Here is a 16739-nt window from a genome sequence, read left to right as displayed (position 1 = left end):
TGTCTTAGGGGTAGGGGGATCCTTGGGCCGTGTCGCCCGAAACCTTGTGAACAGCGTGTTTAACTGGCGCGTTAGTGTAACGCTACCCCCGCAGTGTGAATTAGTCAGCAGAGCGCCACGCGTAAACGTGTCCTGCGTTACTCTTACATGGTAGATGTAATTTCCTGCACCCACAAGGAGACTATGTAATGCGTATTGCTGTGCCAAAAGAAATCATGAATAACGAGAATCGTGTGGCTCTTACCCCGAGCGGCGTACAGACCCTCGTTCAGGATGGCCATGAGGTCCTCATTGAGACTGGTGCCGGTGAAGGCGCTTCTTTCCCGGACTCCGAGTACGAGGCCGCGGGTGCCAGCATCGTTGGCACTGCGGAAGATACCTGGGCACAGGCAGAGCTGCTGCTGAAGGTGAAGGAGCCGCTCGAAGCTGAGTACCAGTACCTGCGCCCAGACCTCACCGTCTTCACGTACCTGCACCTTGCGGCGGATCGTCCGCTGACTGAGGCACTTGTCGACGCCAATACCACCGCCATCGCCTATGAGACGGTCACCGACCGCCACGGCACCCTGCCGCTTCTTACCCCGATGTCCCAGGTGGCTGGCCGCCTTGCTGCTATCGAAGGCACCCATCACCTGCTGTCCACCCAGGGCGGCCGCGGCCTGCTGGTCTCCGGTGTTCCGGGCACCCAGCCGGCACGCGTCGTAGTTATCGGCGGCGGCCAGGTTGGCGCATCCGCTGTAGCTATGGCCCACGGTCTGCGCGCCGAGGTGACGGTGCTGGACCTCGATCCGCACGTCCTCCAGCGCTTCGATGACCAGTACGCCGGTGGCGTCCGCACCCTGATCTCCGATCCAGCCACCATCGATAAGGAGCTGCAGGAAGCCGATCTCGTCATCGGTGCCGTCCTTATTCCGGGTGCCGCCGCGCCGAAGCTGGTGCGTGAGGAGACCGTAAAGAAGATGAAGAAGGGCGCGGTGCTCGTCGACGTAGCCATCGACCAGGGCGGTTGCTTCGAAAACTCCAAGAAGACCTCCCACGATGACCCCACCTTCAAGGTGCATGACACCCTGTTCTACTGCGTGGCGAATATGCCGGGTGCGGTGGCCAATACCTCCACCCGCGCGTTGTCTTCTGCGACCCTGCCGTACATCCGCGCGGTGGCCAACGACAGCCTGGATGCCGCGATCAAGCGCTTCCCAGGTCTGGAAGGCGGCGTCATGACTCGCGGTGGCCGTCTGGTCTCCGAGCCTGTGCGCAAGGCCTTTGACTGGGAAGACTAGTCATCACCCGGCGTAGTCAGCGCTAGATACACCACAAGCCCGGCGCCCCCGCTAGAAACGGGGCCCGGGCTTGAGTTATCTAGTTATCTGCGCTGAAGGGGTTGGCGTGGTTACGGGGCCTTGTTAATCATCATGGCGGCCACGCGCTGCATGTGATCCCAAATCATCTCGCGGTAGGCGGGTGGAATGGTGTCCTCGTCGATGTCCGCGAGGGAGTTGCCCATAAGCTCAAGCCACCGGTCGTGCGCGGTGATATCGATGGGGTAGGGGGCGTGGCGCATGCGCAGGCGCGGGTGCCCTCGGTTTTCAGAAAATAGCTGCGGGCCGCCCCAGTATTGTGCCAAGAACCAGGTAAGGCGCTGTTCGGCGCCTTCCCAGTCATTATCGGGGTACATCGGGCCAATGACATCGTCCCCTTTGACCTGGGAATAAAAGCCGTGGACGAGGCGCTCAAAGGTCTCCATGCCGCCGATGGCCTCATAGACAGAATCCATTTACTCTTCTTCTTCCTTGCGGGGATCGGCAATGCCGATGCCGTGCGGGTAGGGGGTGGTAATACCTTTAGTGTGCATGACATTGAGCACGCGGGACTGTAGGAAACGCTGCACGTCCCACTGCTTGCCCGGCAAGGTCTTGGTCGAGACACGGAAGGATACATAATCCGGCTCAAAGCCAGACATGCCGTCCACACGGGGTGTGCTGAGGATGAGCTTGCGCACCTTTTCGTCCTGTGCGGCTTCTTTCACTGCGTCCTCAATGATTTCGCCAGCAACCTCTGGGTCATTAGAAAGGCCTACCGGAACCTGGATGCGGGCAACAGAGTACTCATCGGAGTGGTTGGCCACCTGGAGAATCTCACCGTTGCGCACGTACCAGAGGGCGCCATCGATATCGCGGACCGTGGTGATGCGCAGGGAAATGGACTCGACATCGCCAAAGACGCCATTGCCCAAATCAACCACGTCACCAATGCCGTACTGGTCCTCAATGAGCATAAAGATACCGGAAAGGAAGTCCTTCACCAGCGCCTGTGCACCAAAGCCGAGGGCAACGCCGATGACACCGGCGGAGGCAATAAGCGGCGCTACGTTGACCTCTAACTCATCCAGGATGGCGATGACGGCCCACACCCAGACGAAGATGGCGGCGGCGGAACGGGCTACGCCGGCAAGTGTCTTGATGCGGGAGGCGCGCCGGGTCTCGCGGGTTTGGCGCATGGCCTCTTCTTGCTGGCTTAGCTCGGGGTGGTGGGACCGTCCCTTAAATTTCTCGCGGAAGCGCTGCTTATCCAGGCCAGTGGATTTGATGCTGTTGTCAGCCACCTTGTTGATGATGCGGTGGAGCAGCCAGTGGACGATTATGGCCAGGATAAGGATGATGGCGATGCGAATGGGGCGCTCGATAAGCCAGCTTTGCACCTTCTCGTCATTCCAAAACTGGACACGGACTCGATGGCCGAGTCCGTGGTGGAAGCGGCGGATGCTAAGAATTGCGTATTCATCATTCTTTCTTAGTCGAGGACAAAATGAACTGCGCCCATTGTAAGGGCAGAGGCTGAAAGTGCGATGAGTCGTGGGTGTCTGAGAGTGTGAAAATAAATACCCATCTCTCGGTTGGAAATGAACAGCTTGGTCTAGACTGTGGTGCTATGACTGAACGCAGCACGCAGAACCTCGCTCAAGGCTTTACGTCCCGTTCCATCCATGGCGGCTATCACCCGGATCCGCACATGGGCTCTATCAACGTGCCCATCTATGCCTCGACCACGTTTGCGCAAGACGGCTTGGCGCAGCTGCGCGGCGGATTCGAATACGGCCGCGTGGCCAATCCGACCGTGCGCTCGCTCGAGCGCACCCTAGCGGCATTGGAGGGCGCGGAGTATGCGCGCGTGTTTTCTTCCGGCATGGCTGCCGCCGATACGCTGATCCGCATCCTGGTGCGCCCAGGAGATCACGTCATTTTAGGCAATGACGCCTACGGTGGTTCCTACCGCCTGCTCAATGATTTCACCGAGTGGGGCGTGGAGATGTCCATCGTGAACACCAGCGATACCGCAGCGGTTGCCGCCGCGGTCCAAGAAAATACCAAGCTCATCTGGCTAGAAACGCCCACTAATCCGGCGCTAAATATCACCGATATTGCCGCGGTGGCCAAGATTAAGGGCAACGCGCAGGTGCTGGTGGACAATACTTTTGCCACGCCCTACCTGCAGAACCCGCTGGAACTCGGCGCCGACCACGTGCTGCACTCGACCACCAAGTACCTAGGCGGGCATTCCGATGTGCTGGGTGGCGCGGTAGTTACTAATGACGCCCACGTGGACGAGCGCCTGCTCTACTTCCAGGGCAATGTGGGTGCGGTGAGCTCGCCTTTCGACGCCTACCTTACCGCCCGCGGCATCAAGACCCTGTCGGTGCGCATGGACCGCCACTGCGCGAATGCGCAGCGAGTAGCGGAATTCTTGCAGGCGCGACCCGAGATCAAGCAGGTGCTCTACCCAGGGCTGAAGGAGCACCCGGGGCATGAGCTGGCGGCACAGCAGATGCGTGGCTTCGGCGGCATGATGTCCGTGCGCTTCCACAGCGCGGAGCATGCCAAGCAGATCTGCCTCAATACGCGGCTTATCTGCCTGGCAGAATCGCTGGGCGGAGTGGAATCGCTTATCGAGCATCCAAAGAATATGACGCACGTATCCGCGGAAGGGTCCGAGCTGGTGCCGCCGGAGGATCTGGTGCGCATCTCCATCGGTATCGAAGACATCGATGACCTACTTGCGGACTTGGAGCAGGCCTTCGACGCGCTATAGGCCGCGGCACTGGGCCCATAGCGCAGGTGCGGTGGCTAGGAGCGCACCACGGCAAGGAGGGAACCGGCAGCCTTGTCGGTTTCCTGCAGCATGAGCGGGTCCGTGCCCGGCATGGGGGAAATGGTGGTGTCCGGCCACTGGGAATAGGTGGGGATGCCCACGATGTGTAGGCGTGCATCCAACTCGCCGTCCGGGTGAACGGTGCGGCGTGTGGCCCCATCCGTTTCCGGCGAACCGGTGGGCTGGCCGTGATCGGGGAAGGGGCGCACGCGGGCGGAACCTACCAAGCAGCGCGTCATGGCATCGCCGGCGGTGCGGATATCGGGGCGGTGCATAAAGGCGTCGACAAGCGTGGGCGCCGAAGCCGAGCGCGGGCCGGAGGTCAAAGTGAAGTGATCGGCCTCTATGGACACGGTGGGGTGATCGCCTAAGAAGTGGGCCAGGCCGGCGTCGACAAGCGCGAGCAGCTGGCGCACGCGGAAGAGCGGCGGGCCGGAGCCGATCATCTGGCCAAAGGACATGACCTGGCCGTAGCGGCCAGTGCGGGATTCGCGGGTGTAGCGGCCCTCTGCGCCGAGGATGGAGGCCGGCTTGCGCGATTGCGAAAGCGACCACAGCGCGGCCTTGATAGGGGAGTCGTGGCCGGCGGCGGCCTCCCGAATATCGCCTTCCATGGACTGGGCAATGTGCTCGGTGAGCTCAGCGATGTCCCCGGTAAACCCGGCAATCTGGTACATGAGAATCGTTCATGTCCCAAGGTTCGGTGACCATGGGCGCAATGGCCGCGCCCAGCTCATCGGGGGCGGTGGCGTCGATGACCTCGAGGATTTCTGCGCGCGGGCGCAGGAGGGAATCCGGGCGCACGCGCTCCAAGGTGGTGATATAGGCCTCGTAGCTATCGCGCGCAATGGCAGGCCAAACCTGGGCGTCAAAGTCGATGTCCTGGGTGCCACTGAGCTCCGCAATGACCTCCTGCAGGCGGCGGCGCGGCATGGTCGGCGGCAGCTCGCCGTATTCGGACTTGGGGTGGTAGGGGTAGCCGCGGCCGGAGGAAATGATGAAGTTGGGCTCCTGGCCGCAAGGCTCATAGCGCAGGCCGGAACGCGCGGAAGGATCCTCCACGAATGTACCGCCGCGCTCGATGGTGGTCAGCGCCATAATGTCATAAAAGCCCATGCCCAGACCGCGCACCAGCACGTCCTCGCCGGCGGGGATAGCGGCATAGTCCTGCTCTACCGGGTTATTAGGGGCGATCCAGTTCAAACCGGAAGCGGCCAACTGCTTTTCTTGCTCGTTATATTCCGGAATCATCCAGCCATAGGCCAGTACCGTGGCATCGGCGCGCACCTCGGAGCCATCAGATAGGTGGAGGACGTCTTGGTGACCGTCCTCTTTGATGGTCTCCAACCGGCTGAAGTGATTCACGGTGGAAATACTCTTGGGCAGACGTGCAATGACCACGTCATAGACCCAGCGCAGGTACTCGCCATACAGTGCACGCGAAGGGTTGGATTCGGGGCGGGTAGCCGCGAGTTCCTCACGGTAGTCCTGGGCAATATGTGCGGCCGGTGGGTGCTGCTCAAAAAGCTCGCGCTTGGCGGCGGAGATATTCTCGCCATCGCCGCGCAGCAGCTGGATCCACTCGTACTGAATGGGACCCTCGAGCACAGGGGCATCAACGGTGGAGCCGGGCTCGGTAAAGAGGGTGACCGCGCCGGCGCGAGTATTCATGCACAGAGTCTTGGTTTGATCCGTTTCCCAGATGCGGCCGGCGCCATGTTGGGCGTCATCGATGAGGTGGACGGTAATGGGGTCGCTGGAATCGTCCATGCGGGCGGAGAGGCGTTCCAAGATGGAAATGCCGCGCGGGCCCATGCCGACGATCGCGATTGCTGGAGTAGACATACCTCCTATCGTGCCACATTCAGGCCCTTTCAGGATCATCGGACCTGGCAGTTGACCTAAAGTAGACTGGATTGTCTACAGTATTCTTTTTGGGTCGCCGTTTTAGCAGGTGGACAAGTAGACCGCCCGGTCTTGTATTTGGGAGTATGGGTGTGGTCTAATGGGCGAGTACTACTTAAGACTTAAAGGAACTCGAGCTTTTATGAAGCAATTTTCTCGGCTCCTGCGGCCCGTGGCCGCGGTCCTGGCCAGTGGCGCGCTAGCTCTCTCGCTTACCTCGTGCGCCTCTACTTCCCACGCCGCGGAAGATGGCATGGTCACCTATGTCGAGCCCAATATGTTCAATAACCTCTATCCGCCCTCCGGCGGCTATTACCCCAATGGTGGTGTGCTCAATAACATTACGGACCGCCTGCTCTGGCAGGACCCGGATACCCTCGAGCTGCACCCATGGATTGCGGAGGAGATGCCCAAGGCAAATAAGGACAACACCGAATTCACCTTTAAGATTCGCCAGGGCGTGACCTACTCTGATGGCTCCCGCCTGGATGCCGCGAACGTGAAGAAGAACTATGACCTCTACGCCTTAGGCGATGAGGACCGCATGCTCACTCCATCGGAGCAGCTGCCCAACTATGAAAAGTCCGAGGTCATCGATGACTACACGGTAAAGTTCTACTTCAGCGAGCCTTCCCCAGGCTTCCCGCAGTCCACCTCCGTGATGAACCAGGGCCTGCTGTCTAATGCCACCCTGGATTTGGATGACACCGGCTTCGCGCCGGGCAACGCCACCGCAATTTCCGGTTCTGGCCCCTTCGTCATCGAAGAAGAAGAGCTGGGCACCAAGCTGGTGCTCAAGAAGCGCGAGGACTATGACTGGGCGCCCCCGGCCCGCAAGGACCACCAGGGTCCGGCCGATATTGAGGGCATCAATATCGTGCTTGCGGCCGAAGACTCCGTGCGCGTGGGCTCGCTTGTAGCCGGCCAGTCCGATGTCGCGCGCCAGATCGAAGCCCCCGACGAAAAGCACCTGAAGGATCAAAACCTGCAGATTTTCGCAGCGCCCACCCGTGGAGTGAATAATAGCTTCCATTTCCACTTCCGCCATCCACTCCTAGAAGATAAGCGCGTACGTCAGGCCATCATTCACGCCATCGACCGCGATAACATCCTGGACACCCTCTTTTCTGATTCCTACCCCAAGGGCACCTCGATCCTGGCCAAGACGGCTATTGGCTATAAGGATCAGTCCGCCAACTATGCCTTCGAGCCAGAAGAATCCAAGCGCCTGCTCGATGAGGCCGGCTGGCGCCCAGGCGAAGATGGCATTCGCGAAAAGGACGGCAAGCGCCTTTCTGTCACCTTCAATGAGGCCGTCCCACAGCCGCGCTCTAAAGAGATGTTCACCAAGGCCCAAGAGATGCTCAAGAACGTCGGCATTGAGGCCAACCTCAACCCGGGTGACCGCTCCGCGCAGCAGAAGGCCATGAAGGACCAAGACATCGTGCAGGTACGCCACACCATGACCGGCCGCGCCAACGTGGACACCTTGGCCACGTGGCTGGATGGCACCGGGCGCAATTCTTTCCTCAACTATGACGAGAAGACCGATAGCTTTGGCGATGAGAAACTGCAGAAACTGGTGGAGGATTACTTCAACCTCAGCAGTGAAAAGGATCGCCTCGCCATGACCGGCCGCATGCAGGACTACCTGTCCGAACAGGCCTATATCCTGCCCATGTTTGAAGAGCCGCAGGTCTATGGCTTCCAGCCCTATATCGAGGGCTTTAGCGCCGAGGCCATCGGCCGCCCATCGTTCTATGCGGTAGACATCAACCCCACAGAAGGGGAGGACTAAACCATGAGCCTGAAAACTATTGCCCTGCGCATCGGCCAAGCCGTGCTTGTTATCTGGGCAACCTTCACCCTTTCTTTCATCCTCCTGGCAGCACTGCCTGGTGACGCCGTCGCGACCCGCTATGACAACCCCAACTTGGGGCTCAACGCCGAACAGCTGGCCGCCATCCGCGAGGTTTATGGCGCCGATGAGCCGATCTTAAGCCGCTACTTCAGCGCGCTCGGCGGATTCCTCACCGGTGATTTCGGCTTTTCCGTCGCCACCGGTACCGCCGTATCGGAGATGCTGGCGGATGCCCTTCCCTCCACGCTGGCGCTGGCGGTCTTCGCCTTCCTTGTAGGCGTGGTTCTGGCCTTCGTGGTGGCTATTGTCTCCACCTTTGGCCCATTTTCTTGGCTGCGCAGTTTCTTCCGCAGCCTGCCTTCCGTGATGGTTTCCCTGCCCACCTTCTGGATCGGCATCATTTTGATCCAGATTTTCTCCTTTGGCTTGGGCTGGGTGCCGGTCATCGGCGCGAGCGACGCCCAAAGCCTCATCCTGCCGGTAATTACCCTGGCTATCTTCGTGGCCGCGCCGCTGGCGCAGGTGCTACTGCGCTCTATCGATGAGGTAATGGATATGTCCTTCGTGCAGGTTGTGCGTGCCAAGGGTGCTAGCGGTGCCTGGTTGTTGTGGCGCAACGTCCTGCGCAACGCGCTGCTGCCGGCGCTGACCATGGCCGGCCTTACCTTTGGTGAGCTCGTCGGCGGTTCCGTGGTGACGGAGGCGGTCTTCGCCCGCCACGGCATTGGCGCGCTGACCGTGGATGCGGTGGCTAATCGCGATACCTCGGTGCTACTGGCCATCGTGGTGCTTGCCGCCGCCGTCTTTGTCCTTATCAATCTGATTGTGGACCTGCTCTACCCAGTGCTTGACGTGCGCCTGCGCGAGCGCGAGGCTGCACCTAGCTCCGCCACCGCTGCCACCACCGCCGATACCACCGCAACGAACGAGAAGAAGGTCCAAGCATGAAGCTTAAATCCACACAGCTGAAGCTCACCCCGGGCACCATCATCTCGCTGATTGTGCTGGGCCTGGCGGTGCTCTGCGCGCTGTTCCCCCAACTGTTTACCTCCCAAGACCCTAATCAGGGCGGGGACACCACGGCACTATTACAACCCAGCTTCCAGCACTGGTTCGGCACCGATGCCGTCGGCCGTGATCTCTATACCCGCGTGGTCTATGGCGCGCGCCAATCCCTACTAGGCGCGTTGCTGGCCGTACTCTTCGGCCTCATCGTCGGCACCATTTTGGGCATCATCGCTGGAGTGCGCCGCGGCTGGGTCGATGCCGTGATCATGCGCATTGTGGATGTGCTGCTGTCCATCCCTGGACTCTTGCTCTCCTTGTCCGTCATCATCGTGCTGGGCCACGGCATCTTCAATGCCGCCATCGCCGTAGGCATCACCTCCGTGGCCACCTTTGCGCGCCTGGCACGCTCCCAGGTGCTTAGCGTTGCCGGCTCCGATTTCGTCGAGGCCGCCTATGGCTCCGGCGGTTCTTCCTTCCAGGTGCTCGTGCGCCATATTCTTCCCAATTCACTCACCGCGGTCTTCGCTGTAGCAGCCCTGCAATTTGGCCTGGCCATTTTGCAGCTAGCCACCCTGGGCTTCTTGGGCTATGGCGCACCGCCCCCAACCCCGGAATGGGGCTTGCTCATCTCTGAATCGCGCGATTACATCGCCACGGCCGGCTGGTTGACCATCGCCCCGGGCATTGTGATCGTCGCCGTGGTCCTCGCGGCCAACCACCTCAGCCAGACACTGCGAAAGGCGGCCTAATGTCCCTGCTTAGCATTAGTGATCTATCCATTACCTACCGCACCGCGCACGGTGAGGTAGAAGCGGTAAGCGGCATTGAGCTCGAGGTAAACCCTGGCGAGATGACCGCCATCGTTGGCGAGTCCGGTTCCGGCAAGTCCACTTCCGCCATGGCCGCCATTGGCCTGCTGCCAGACAATGCGTCGATCGTTTCTGGCACCATTACTTTCGACGGCCGCGACGTTACTCAGTATTCCCAAAAGCAATGGCGGGAGCTGCGCGGTCGCCGTATTGGACTTATTCCGCAGGATCCCAATAACTCGCTTAACCCCCTCAAGACCATCGGCGCCTCGGTGGAGGAGGGCATAGCCATCCACGGGCAGGGCGATAAGGCCTCCCGGAAGAAGCGTGCACTGGAGCTTTTGGAGCGCGTGGGCATTGATGATCCGCAGCGCCGCTATGACCAGTACCCGCATGAGCTATCCGGCGGCATGAAGCAACGCGTGCTCATTGCCGCGGCCGTGGCAATGGAGCCGGAGCTCATCATCGCCGATGAGCCTACCTCCGCGCTCGATGTCACCGTGCAGAAGATCATCCTGGACCTCCTAGATGAGATGCGCGAAGAGCTCACTATGGGCATCCTTTTCATTACCCATGATCTGGCCGTGGCAGGCGACCGTGCCAATAACATCGTGGTGATGGAAAAGGGCACCGTCCGCGAGTCGGGCGTTGCTGCCCGCGTCCTCACCGATCCCCAGCACGCCTACTCCAAGCGCCTGCTTGCCGACGCCCCCTCGCTCACCGCCCCCACTTCCTCCCAGGCCGCATCTCCTGTGCGGGCCGCCGCGCCCGCGCACCGCGAAACCCTGCTCGAAGTGGAGGGGCTGAGCCAACGCTTCGGGGATTTCTCCGCGGTAGAAGACATCAACTTTTCCGTAGCCCGCGGCACCACCCATGCATTGGTGGGGGAGTCTGGCTCCGGTAAGACCACCACCGGCCGCGCCATTTCCTTGTTGAGCACGCCCACCTCCGGCAGCATTCGCTTGGGCGGCGAAGACATTAGCTCCGCTCGTGGCAAGCGTCGTCGTGAGCTGCGCCGTTCGATCCAGATGGTTTACCAAAATCCCTTTGGCTCGCTGGATCCGCGCTTGAGCATCGGCGATACCATCGCCGAACCGGTGCGCAATTTCACCGGCGCTTCCAAGCGGGATGCGCGTGCCAAAGCACGCGAATTTCTTGATTTGGTGGCCTTGGATTCTTCCATGGCTTCCCGCCGTCCCCGCGAGCTCTCCGGTGGCCAACGCCAGCGCGTGGCCATCGCCCGCGCCATGATCATTGAGCCCGATCTCGTGGTGCTCGATGAGGCCGTGTCCGCGCTCGACGTCACCGTGCAGGCGCAGATCCTGCGCTTGCTCGACGAGCTACAGCGCGAGCTGGAGCTTACCTATATCTTCATCTCCCACGATCTGGCGGTAGTTAATCAAATTTCCGATACCGTTTCCGTGCTCTCCCACGGCACGCAAGTGGAATCCGGACCTACCGCGCAGGTCTTTGCGCATCCGGAAACCGAGTACACGCGCCAGCTAATTGACGCCATCCCAGGCTCCCGCTATCGTGCCGGAGACCTAAACTTGGGGCTATAACCGCGCCCCAGAAAGGTTGGATTGAAAATATGACCGACATTATTAATGAGCTCTCCCACGCCACCGCCGAGGTGCAACAGCTGCGCCGTGCGCGACACGATGCACAGGACAATGCGCAACTGAGCTTTAGCGCTTTGCTCGAGCCTGCAGAACCAGGCGAGTTCTCCTATACGGAGCGCTATGCCGTAGCGGCTTTTACCGCTGCAATCTACCAGGCGAGCGAGGCTGCGGATTTCTACTTCGACTTGCTGGAAGATGAGGCCGACGAGGACCTTGTTGCCGCCGTGCGCGCCGCGAGCCAGCGCGGTGTGTCCACCGGCCCGTATCACCAGGGTGATTTCCTTATCTTCGGCGATACCGCCGCGGAAGCCGCGCTGGGCACACGCCTAGCTGCGGCCTTTGATTGGGCGCACCTTCTGGCTTTCCACCCTAAGGACGCCTCCCCGCAGGCCATCGGGCACCTCGATGCCGCAGGATGGTCCGCTACGGATATCATCAGCCTGTCCCAGCTGGTGGCATTTTTGGCCTTCCAGCTGCGCGTGGTCCACGGCCTGCGCGTGCTTTCTGGCGAGGAGCCCGCATCCCACCCCGCAGCCGAGCGCGCCGCCGGCGTGGCCGATCCGGGTTGGGAGGTTACTGCGAATACGCTGCAGCCCAATACTGTGCTGCCGGACCACTTTGTCAACCACTCCCTGGGCTGGAAGCCCTGGGTAGAGGCGCTGGCGAAGGAGGATTTCACCGCGGTGCATACTGATGCCCTCATCAAGCCAGAGCGTATCGATTCCGAGTACTTCCGCTTGCTCGCCCGCGACCCTGCGGCCTTGAAGGCGCGCACGCTGACTGACCTGGACATTTTCTATAACACCGAAGGTGGGCTCTCCCGTGCGGACCGCGAGCTCGCCGCTACTGTGGCTTCGCGCTACAACGGCTGCGAGTACTGTGCCTCCGTGCACCAGGCGCGGTGCGTCCAGGAAGGCGGCGACCGTGAAATCGTAGACCGCCTCTTGGACGAGGGCATCGATGCCGATCTTGGCTCAAAGGAGTGGGACCTTATCCGTCGCGCCGCCGTGGCGCTGACGGAAACCCCCTTCGCCTTCGATGCGGCACTATGCGCGGACCTGCGTGGGGCGGGATTCGATGAGCAGTCCATCTTGGACCTTATCTACGCTTCCTCCTTCTTTAACTGGGCTAATCGCTTGATGCTCACCTTGGGCCAGCCGGACGTGCCTAAGCGCTTCCGTTAATCGGCTATCGCCGGTGACTGGTCCGGTGCGGCGCTTAAAGCAAAGGATCCCTATGATGGGGCGGCATGACTGATACAAAGAATGCCACCGCACCAGCACACGCGGAGAGCGAAACCCCGCAGAAGGTCGCCGTTGTCACCGGCGCTACCGGCGGCATGGGCCGCGAAATCATCGCTGACCTGGCCGGTGATTACCATGTGTATGCACTGGGGCGTAGCGCAGCGGATCTGCCCGAATCGGACTCCATTACGCCGGTAGCCATCGACCTCGTCGACGGCCTCGATGAAGGCATGAAACTGCCGGAGCTGGACCGCGTGGACGTGCTCGTCCACGCTGCTGCGCGAGCTACCAAGTACTCCGTGGAGGAAGCCACGCCGGAAAATTGGCGCGCGCACATGGACCTCAACGTGCATGCCCCTGCAGAGCTGACCCGCGCCTTGCTGCCGCAGTTGCGCAAGGCGGAGGGCACCGTGGTCTTTATTAACTCTGGCGCTGGACGCCACAGCTACGGCGATAACGTCATCTACGCGGCGACCAAGCACGCGTTGTATGCACTCGCCGATGGACTGCGCATCTCCGAGCCGGGAATCCGCGTATCCACCGTGGCTCCGGGGCCTACCGATACCCCGATGCTTAAGGGGTTGCAGGATTATGATCCCTCCCAGGTTATTGCCCCGGCTGAGGTGGCTCGTGCCATTCGTACCGTGGTAGAGGCAGGCCCCACCACCCAGCTGACGGAAATCCAGGTCAGGCCGCGAATCGAGTTACATCTGCGCAAATAGGAACGCAAGTGATGGTAATGGACATCACACATTAATGGGGTTAGTTTCCAGGGGTGTCCATTACACTCGGGGGCTGTGAATTCCCAAAGCCGAAAACGGCCCGCCTATCTCCGTATCTCGGATGCCCTACGCGACAAGATCGAACGCAATGAATTAGAACCCGGTCAGCGTTTTCCTACCGAACGCGAATTGGTCCGGGAATTCCATGTTGCGCGCATGACCGTGCGCCATGCTTTAGACATTTTGGAAGTAGAAGGCCTCATTGACCGCCGCCGCGGGCGCAGCGGCGGCACCTATGTGCGCACGGTTCCCCCTACACTGAGCCTGACCAATAAGGACAATATTGTCACCCAGCTGCGCGAGCGCGGGCACGAGACCGCCGTACGAGTGGTCTCCGTCAATAAAGCCCACGTGCCCAAGCACGTGGCAGCGGTTCTAGGCGTTAGCGATTCCACCTTTGCGTGGGATATCAAGCGCCTCTATACAGTCGATGGCAAGCCCGTCATCCTTTCGCGCTACACCATCCCGGTAGATATGGCTCCCGATCTCAATCAGCACGATCTGCGCGAGCCCATTATGGAAATCCTGACTGGCTATAACCTCAAGCCCGTCTTTAAGCGCGAGAGCATGAGTGCCGCTACCGCTCGCACCGAAGAACAGAAACTCCTGCACGTGAGCCGGTCGCACCCGCTGCTGCGGTTCGTGCGGCTGCTAAAGAATAAGTCGGGCGCGGTCTTTGCCTATATTGAAGAGTCGCTGCGCTCTGATATCGCCAACGTAGAAGTGGTCTTGGGCGAGGATCCCGCACCGCGACCCTACCTGAGAAGGGAAGCGGCGCTGGGAAGCCGGCCTAGCTAGCGTCTACTTGCCGGTTGCGCAGCGCTCGGGCTACGCGGTCACGCTGCTCGGTAATCGTACGGCGCAGACCACCCGGCAGCTCCTTCTTCAAGAAGGCATCGGCGCGGTCCAGGCCTTTCTGCGTGATATCCCAGGAAGGGAAGAGACCCGTCACGGTGGTAAGCGCCACCTCTGAAGACTGGGAAGACCATACCTTTTCTGCGATGTCGAAGAACTCTGCGGTGGGCAGGAACTCATCGCTATGCGGGTAGAGCAGGCCTTCCAGCTTGGAAGTGAGCTCGCGGTTGGTGAGATTTCCCGCCACGATTTCTTCCCATACTGCGCGCTTGTTCTCAGCGGTTGCCACGGCTGCGCGGGCACGCAGGGAAGAGTAGTAGCCGGTGGCGGAATTATCGCGCTCGAGTTGCGCATCCGTGGCAGCAGCGACGTCCTCTACCGCGCCATCGGCGGCGAGTGCCGCCAGTGCGGACCAGCGCAGCCCCGCATCCTCGGAGGACTCGAGCACGCCCCGCAGGTACTCGCGCGCGCTATCGTGCAGGCGAATCTTCGCCAGCGCCTGGGTGCAGATGATGGAGCGTTGGGCATCAGGGCTGTGGGCGCCGTCGAGGAGGGCGTCGGCAAGCAGGGTGCTTTGGGCGGCCCACTGTGGATCGGCATAGTTCTTGAGCGCGCTAGAGGCCTGCAGGACAATGCGCTCGAGGACTGCAAGCTCGGTTTCGGCCTGCATGCCGCGGGCTACCAGCTGGATGAAATCGCGGGCGCGCATAGTGCCGGCGCGGGTCATCTCCCAGGCGGTAGACCAGCACAGGGTGCGGGCCATGGGATCGGCAAACTTATCAATATTATCCAGCAGGAACTGCAGGGAACCCGCGTCCAGCTCGATGAGGCAATAAGTCAGGTCATCGTCATTGGGCAGCAAGAAATCGATATCGGCTAATGGGCGGCCAATGAGCTCAGGAATCTCGGTGGAGGCGCCATCAATATCCATCTCGATGCGATCGGTGCGCACCACCTGGCCTTCCTGCAAGTTGTAAAGGCCTACCGCTACGCGGTGGGTGCGCAAAGTATCGCCGCTCTGGGTGAGGTAAGCATGGGTAATGTTGCCGGATTCATCCGCATTGAGTGCCACGCTAAGCGTATTGATGCCCGAGGTCTTGAGCCACTGCTGCGCCCAGAAGGAAAGGTCGCGGCCGGAGGCCTCTTCTAGGTGGCGCAACAGATCATCAAAGGTGGCATTGCCCCACGCATGGGCGGCGAAGTGGCGGCGCACGCCGGCCAGGAAGTTGTCGCGGCCGACATAAGCCTGCAGCTGCTTGAGCACCGAAGCGCCCTTGGCATAGGTGATGCCATCGAAGTTTTGCTCCACCGTTTCGATATCGCTGGCATCGGTGGAAATCGGGTGGGTGGTCGGCAGCTGATCCTGCTGATAGGCCCAGGATTTTTCCACATTGGCAAAGGTCACCCACGCGGTATCATATTCGGTTTCCTCCGCCTGGGAGATGGCGGCGGACCAAGTGGCGAAGGACTCATTGAGCCACAGATCGTCCCACCACTGCATGGTGACCAAGTCACCGAACCACATATGCGCTAGTTCGTGGAGGATGGTGTCTGCGCGGCGCTCATATTTATAGTGCGTGGCCTGGGAAGTAAAGACGTACTCATCGCGGATGGTGACGCAGCCGGCATTTTCCATCGCGCCGGCGTTGAACTCCGGCACGAAAATTTGGTCATACTTGCCAAAGGGGTAGGGGAAGCCGAAGTTGCGGTGGTAGAAATCAAAGCCCTGCTTGGTCTCCGTAAATAGGCGCTCGGCATCCAGTGCGTGGGCGAGCGAAGCGCGGCAGTAGATGCCGAGTGGCACCTCGAGCTTTTGGGCCGGCTTGCCCTCTGGGTGTGCGGTCAGCTCGCCGCGCCAGGTATCGGTCACCTCGTGGTACGGGCCGGCGCACAGGGCTACCAGGTAGGTGGACAACGGGTAGTCAATAGCCGTGCTGGCTACATCGCCCTCCCTGGTCACCGGGCCATTGCTAATGATGGTCCACTCTTCGGGCGCCTTAAAATGCAGCGCATAGGTGGCCTTCATATCCGGCTGGTCAAAGCAGGCGAAGACGCGCTTGGCATCGGCGGTTTCAAACTGAGTATAAAGGTAGACCTTGTCATCGGCGGGGTCTACAAAGCGGTGCAGGCCCTCACCGGTGCGGGAATACGGGATTTTGGCGGTGACTTCCAGCGTGTAATCGGCTACTTGGAGGCCAGAAAATGGAATGCCATAGGCGGGGTTATAGGAAGCAGTGGGCAGGGGATTGCCGTTGAGGCGTACCTCCTGGATTTCTTCGGCGCGCAGATCGATAAAAGTCGAGCCGATCTCTCGCGAGGTAAAGCTCACCTTCGTGGTGGACAGGAAGTGAGTATCCGAATACTTGAGGTCTAAAGTAACATCATAATGGTCCACCTCGATCATTCGGGAGCGCTGATCCGCTTCCTCGCGAGTCAGGTTTATTGAGGTCATAGCCTATATTCTCCTTCTAAGCCGAAAATAGTTCTGCATCCACAGTAGTCGCGCA

At 60.5% G+C, this 16739-nt stretch carries 11 protein-coding genes and 2 pseudogenes; 9 read left to right on the top strand and 4 right to left on the bottom strand.

Going from position 1 to position 16739, the window contains the following annotated elements; all coding sequences use genetic code 11:
• Positions 1–188: 188 nt before the first annotated feature.
• A complete protein-coding gene (gene ald, locus ACKFRX_RS10095; protein WP_200435290.1) occupies positions 189–1280 on the top strand; it encodes an alanine dehydrogenase in 1092 nt (363 codons plus the stop codon).
• 110 nt (positions 1281–1390) lie between these two features.
• Here the strand turns inward: ald and ACKFRX_RS10090 are convergent, their stop codons facing one another.
• Together ACKFRX_RS10090 and ACKFRX_RS10085 are read right to left on the bottom strand one after the other, a co-directional pair.
• A complete protein-coding gene (locus ACKFRX_RS10090) occupies positions 1391–1774 on the bottom strand; it encodes a globin (protein WP_284820698.1) in 384 nt (127 codons plus the stop codon).
• Positions 1775–2784 (bottom strand): annotated as a pseudogene (locus tag ACKFRX_RS10085) (mechanosensitive ion channel family protein).
• Between the two features lie 144 nt (positions 2785–2928).
• Here ACKFRX_RS10085 and ACKFRX_RS10080 point away from each other — a divergent pair.
• Positions 2929–4086 carry a cystathionine gamma-synthase gene (locus ACKFRX_RS10080; RefSeq protein WP_408927778.1) on the top strand — a complete coding sequence of 386 codons (1158 nt, stop codon included), beginning with the start codon at positions 2929–2931 and terminating at the stop codon, positions 4084–4086.
• A 35-nt stretch (positions 4087–4121) separates the two neighbouring features.
• Here ACKFRX_RS10080 and ACKFRX_RS10075 read toward each other — a convergent pair.
• Positions 4122–5991 (bottom strand): annotated as a pseudogene (locus tag ACKFRX_RS10075) (FAD/NAD(P)-binding protein).
• 202 nt (positions 5992–6193) lie between these two features.
• On the opposite strand from ACKFRX_RS10075, the gene ACKFRX_RS10070 reads away from it, so the two are divergent.
• The 7 genes from ACKFRX_RS10070 to ACKFRX_RS10040 all read left to right on the top strand — a co-directional run bounded on the left by ACKFRX_RS10070 (position 6194) and on the right by ACKFRX_RS10040 (position 14175).
• Entirely contained in the window at positions 6194–7849 is a 1656-nt protein-coding gene (locus ACKFRX_RS10070; protein WP_408927777.1) for a TIGR04028 family ABC transporter substrate-binding protein, read from the top strand.
• A 3-nt stretch (positions 7850–7852) separates the two neighbouring features.
• Positions 7853–8860 carry an ABC transporter permease gene (locus tag ACKFRX_RS10065; protein WP_408927776.1) on the top strand — a complete coding sequence of 336 codons (1008 nt, stop codon included), beginning with the start codon at positions 7853–7855 and terminating at the stop codon, positions 8858–8860.
• Positions 8857–9669 carry an ABC transporter permease gene (locus ACKFRX_RS10060; protein WP_005324024.1) on the top strand — a complete coding sequence of 271 codons (813 nt, stop codon included), beginning with the start codon at positions 8857–8859 and terminating at the stop codon, positions 9667–9669. Before ACKFRX_RS10065 ends, ACKFRX_RS10060 begins: the two co-directional genes overlap by 4 nt.
• On the top strand, positions 9669–11291 hold the full coding sequence (locus tag ACKFRX_RS10055) for a dipeptide ABC transporter ATP-binding protein (protein WP_408921930.1): 1623 nt from the start codon (positions 9669–9671) through the stop codon (positions 11289–11291). Before ACKFRX_RS10060 ends, ACKFRX_RS10055 begins: the two co-directional genes overlap by 1 nt.
• 29 nt (positions 11292–11320) lie before the next feature.
• Positions 11321–12535, top strand: coding sequence for an alkylhydroperoxidase domain protein (locus ACKFRX_RS10050; protein WP_408927775.1), 1215 nt, complete (start codon positions 11321–11323; stop codon positions 12533–12535).
• Between the two features lie 65 nt (positions 12536–12600).
• Positions 12601–13317 (top strand): SDR family oxidoreductase, encoded by a 717-nt coding sequence (locus ACKFRX_RS10045; protein ID WP_250409290.1) that lies wholly within the window; start codon positions 12601–12603, stop codon positions 13315–13317.
• 75 nt (positions 13318–13392) lie between these two features.
• Entirely contained in the window at positions 13393–14175 is a 783-nt protein-coding gene (locus ACKFRX_RS10040; protein ID WP_287556325.1) for a GntR family transcriptional regulator, read from the top strand.
• Here ACKFRX_RS10040 and pepN read toward each other — a convergent pair.
• Positions 14168–16684, bottom strand: a complete 2517-nt coding sequence (pepN, locus tag ACKFRX_RS10035) for an aminopeptidase N (RefSeq protein WP_408927774.1) — start codon at positions 16682–16684, stop codon at positions 14168–14170. The two genes, ACKFRX_RS10040 and pepN, sit on opposite strands and share 8 nt — an antisense overlap.
• Positions 16685–16739: the final 55 nt, after the last annotated feature.

Source organism: Corynebacterium tuberculostearicum (assembly GCF_046097465.1).
Taxonomy (GTDB): domain Bacteria; phylum Actinomycetota; class Actinomycetes; order Mycobacteriales; family Mycobacteriaceae; genus Corynebacterium; species Corynebacterium tuberculostearicum_I.
The sequence above is the reverse complement of the archived record's forward strand: the minus strand, read 5'-3'. Positions and strand labels throughout refer to the sequence as shown.

Excerpts from the sequence above, each read along its gene's own strand:
- ald (WP_200435290.1), top strand. The coding sequence starts at position 189 with ATGCGTATTGCTGTGCCAAAAGAAATCATGAATAACGAGAATCGTGTG.
- ACKFRX_RS10090 (WP_284820698.1), bottom strand. The coding sequence starts at position 1,774 with ATGGATTCTGTCTATGAGGCCATCGGCGGCATGGAGACCTTTGAGCGC.
- ACKFRX_RS10080 (WP_408927778.1), top strand. The coding sequence starts at position 2,929 with ATGACTGAACGCAGCACGCAGAACCTCGCTCAAGGCTTTACGTCCCGT.
- ACKFRX_RS10070 (WP_408927777.1), top strand. The coding sequence starts at position 6,194 with ATGAAGCAATTTTCTCGGCTCCTGCGGCCCGTGGCCGCGGTCCTGGCC.
- ACKFRX_RS10065 (WP_408927776.1), top strand. The coding sequence starts at position 7,853 with ATGAGCCTGAAAACTATTGCCCTGCGCATCGGCCAAGCCGTGCTTGTT.
- ACKFRX_RS10060 (WP_005324024.1), top strand. The coding sequence starts at position 8,857 with ATGAAGCTTAAATCCACACAGCTGAAGCTCACCCCGGGCACCATCATC.
- ACKFRX_RS10055 (WP_408921930.1), top strand. The coding sequence starts at position 9,669 with ATGTCCCTGCTTAGCATTAGTGATCTATCCATTACCTACCGCACCGCG.
- ACKFRX_RS10050 (WP_408927775.1), top strand. The coding sequence starts at position 11,321 with ATGACCGACATTATTAATGAGCTCTCCCACGCCACCGCCGAGGTGCAA.
- ACKFRX_RS10045 (WP_250409290.1), top strand. The coding sequence starts at position 12,601 with ATGACTGATACAAAGAATGCCACCGCACCAGCACACGCGGAGAGCGAA.
- pepN (WP_408927774.1), bottom strand. The coding sequence starts at position 16,684 with ATGACCTCAATAAACCTGACTCGCGAGGAAGCGGATCAGCGCTCCCGA.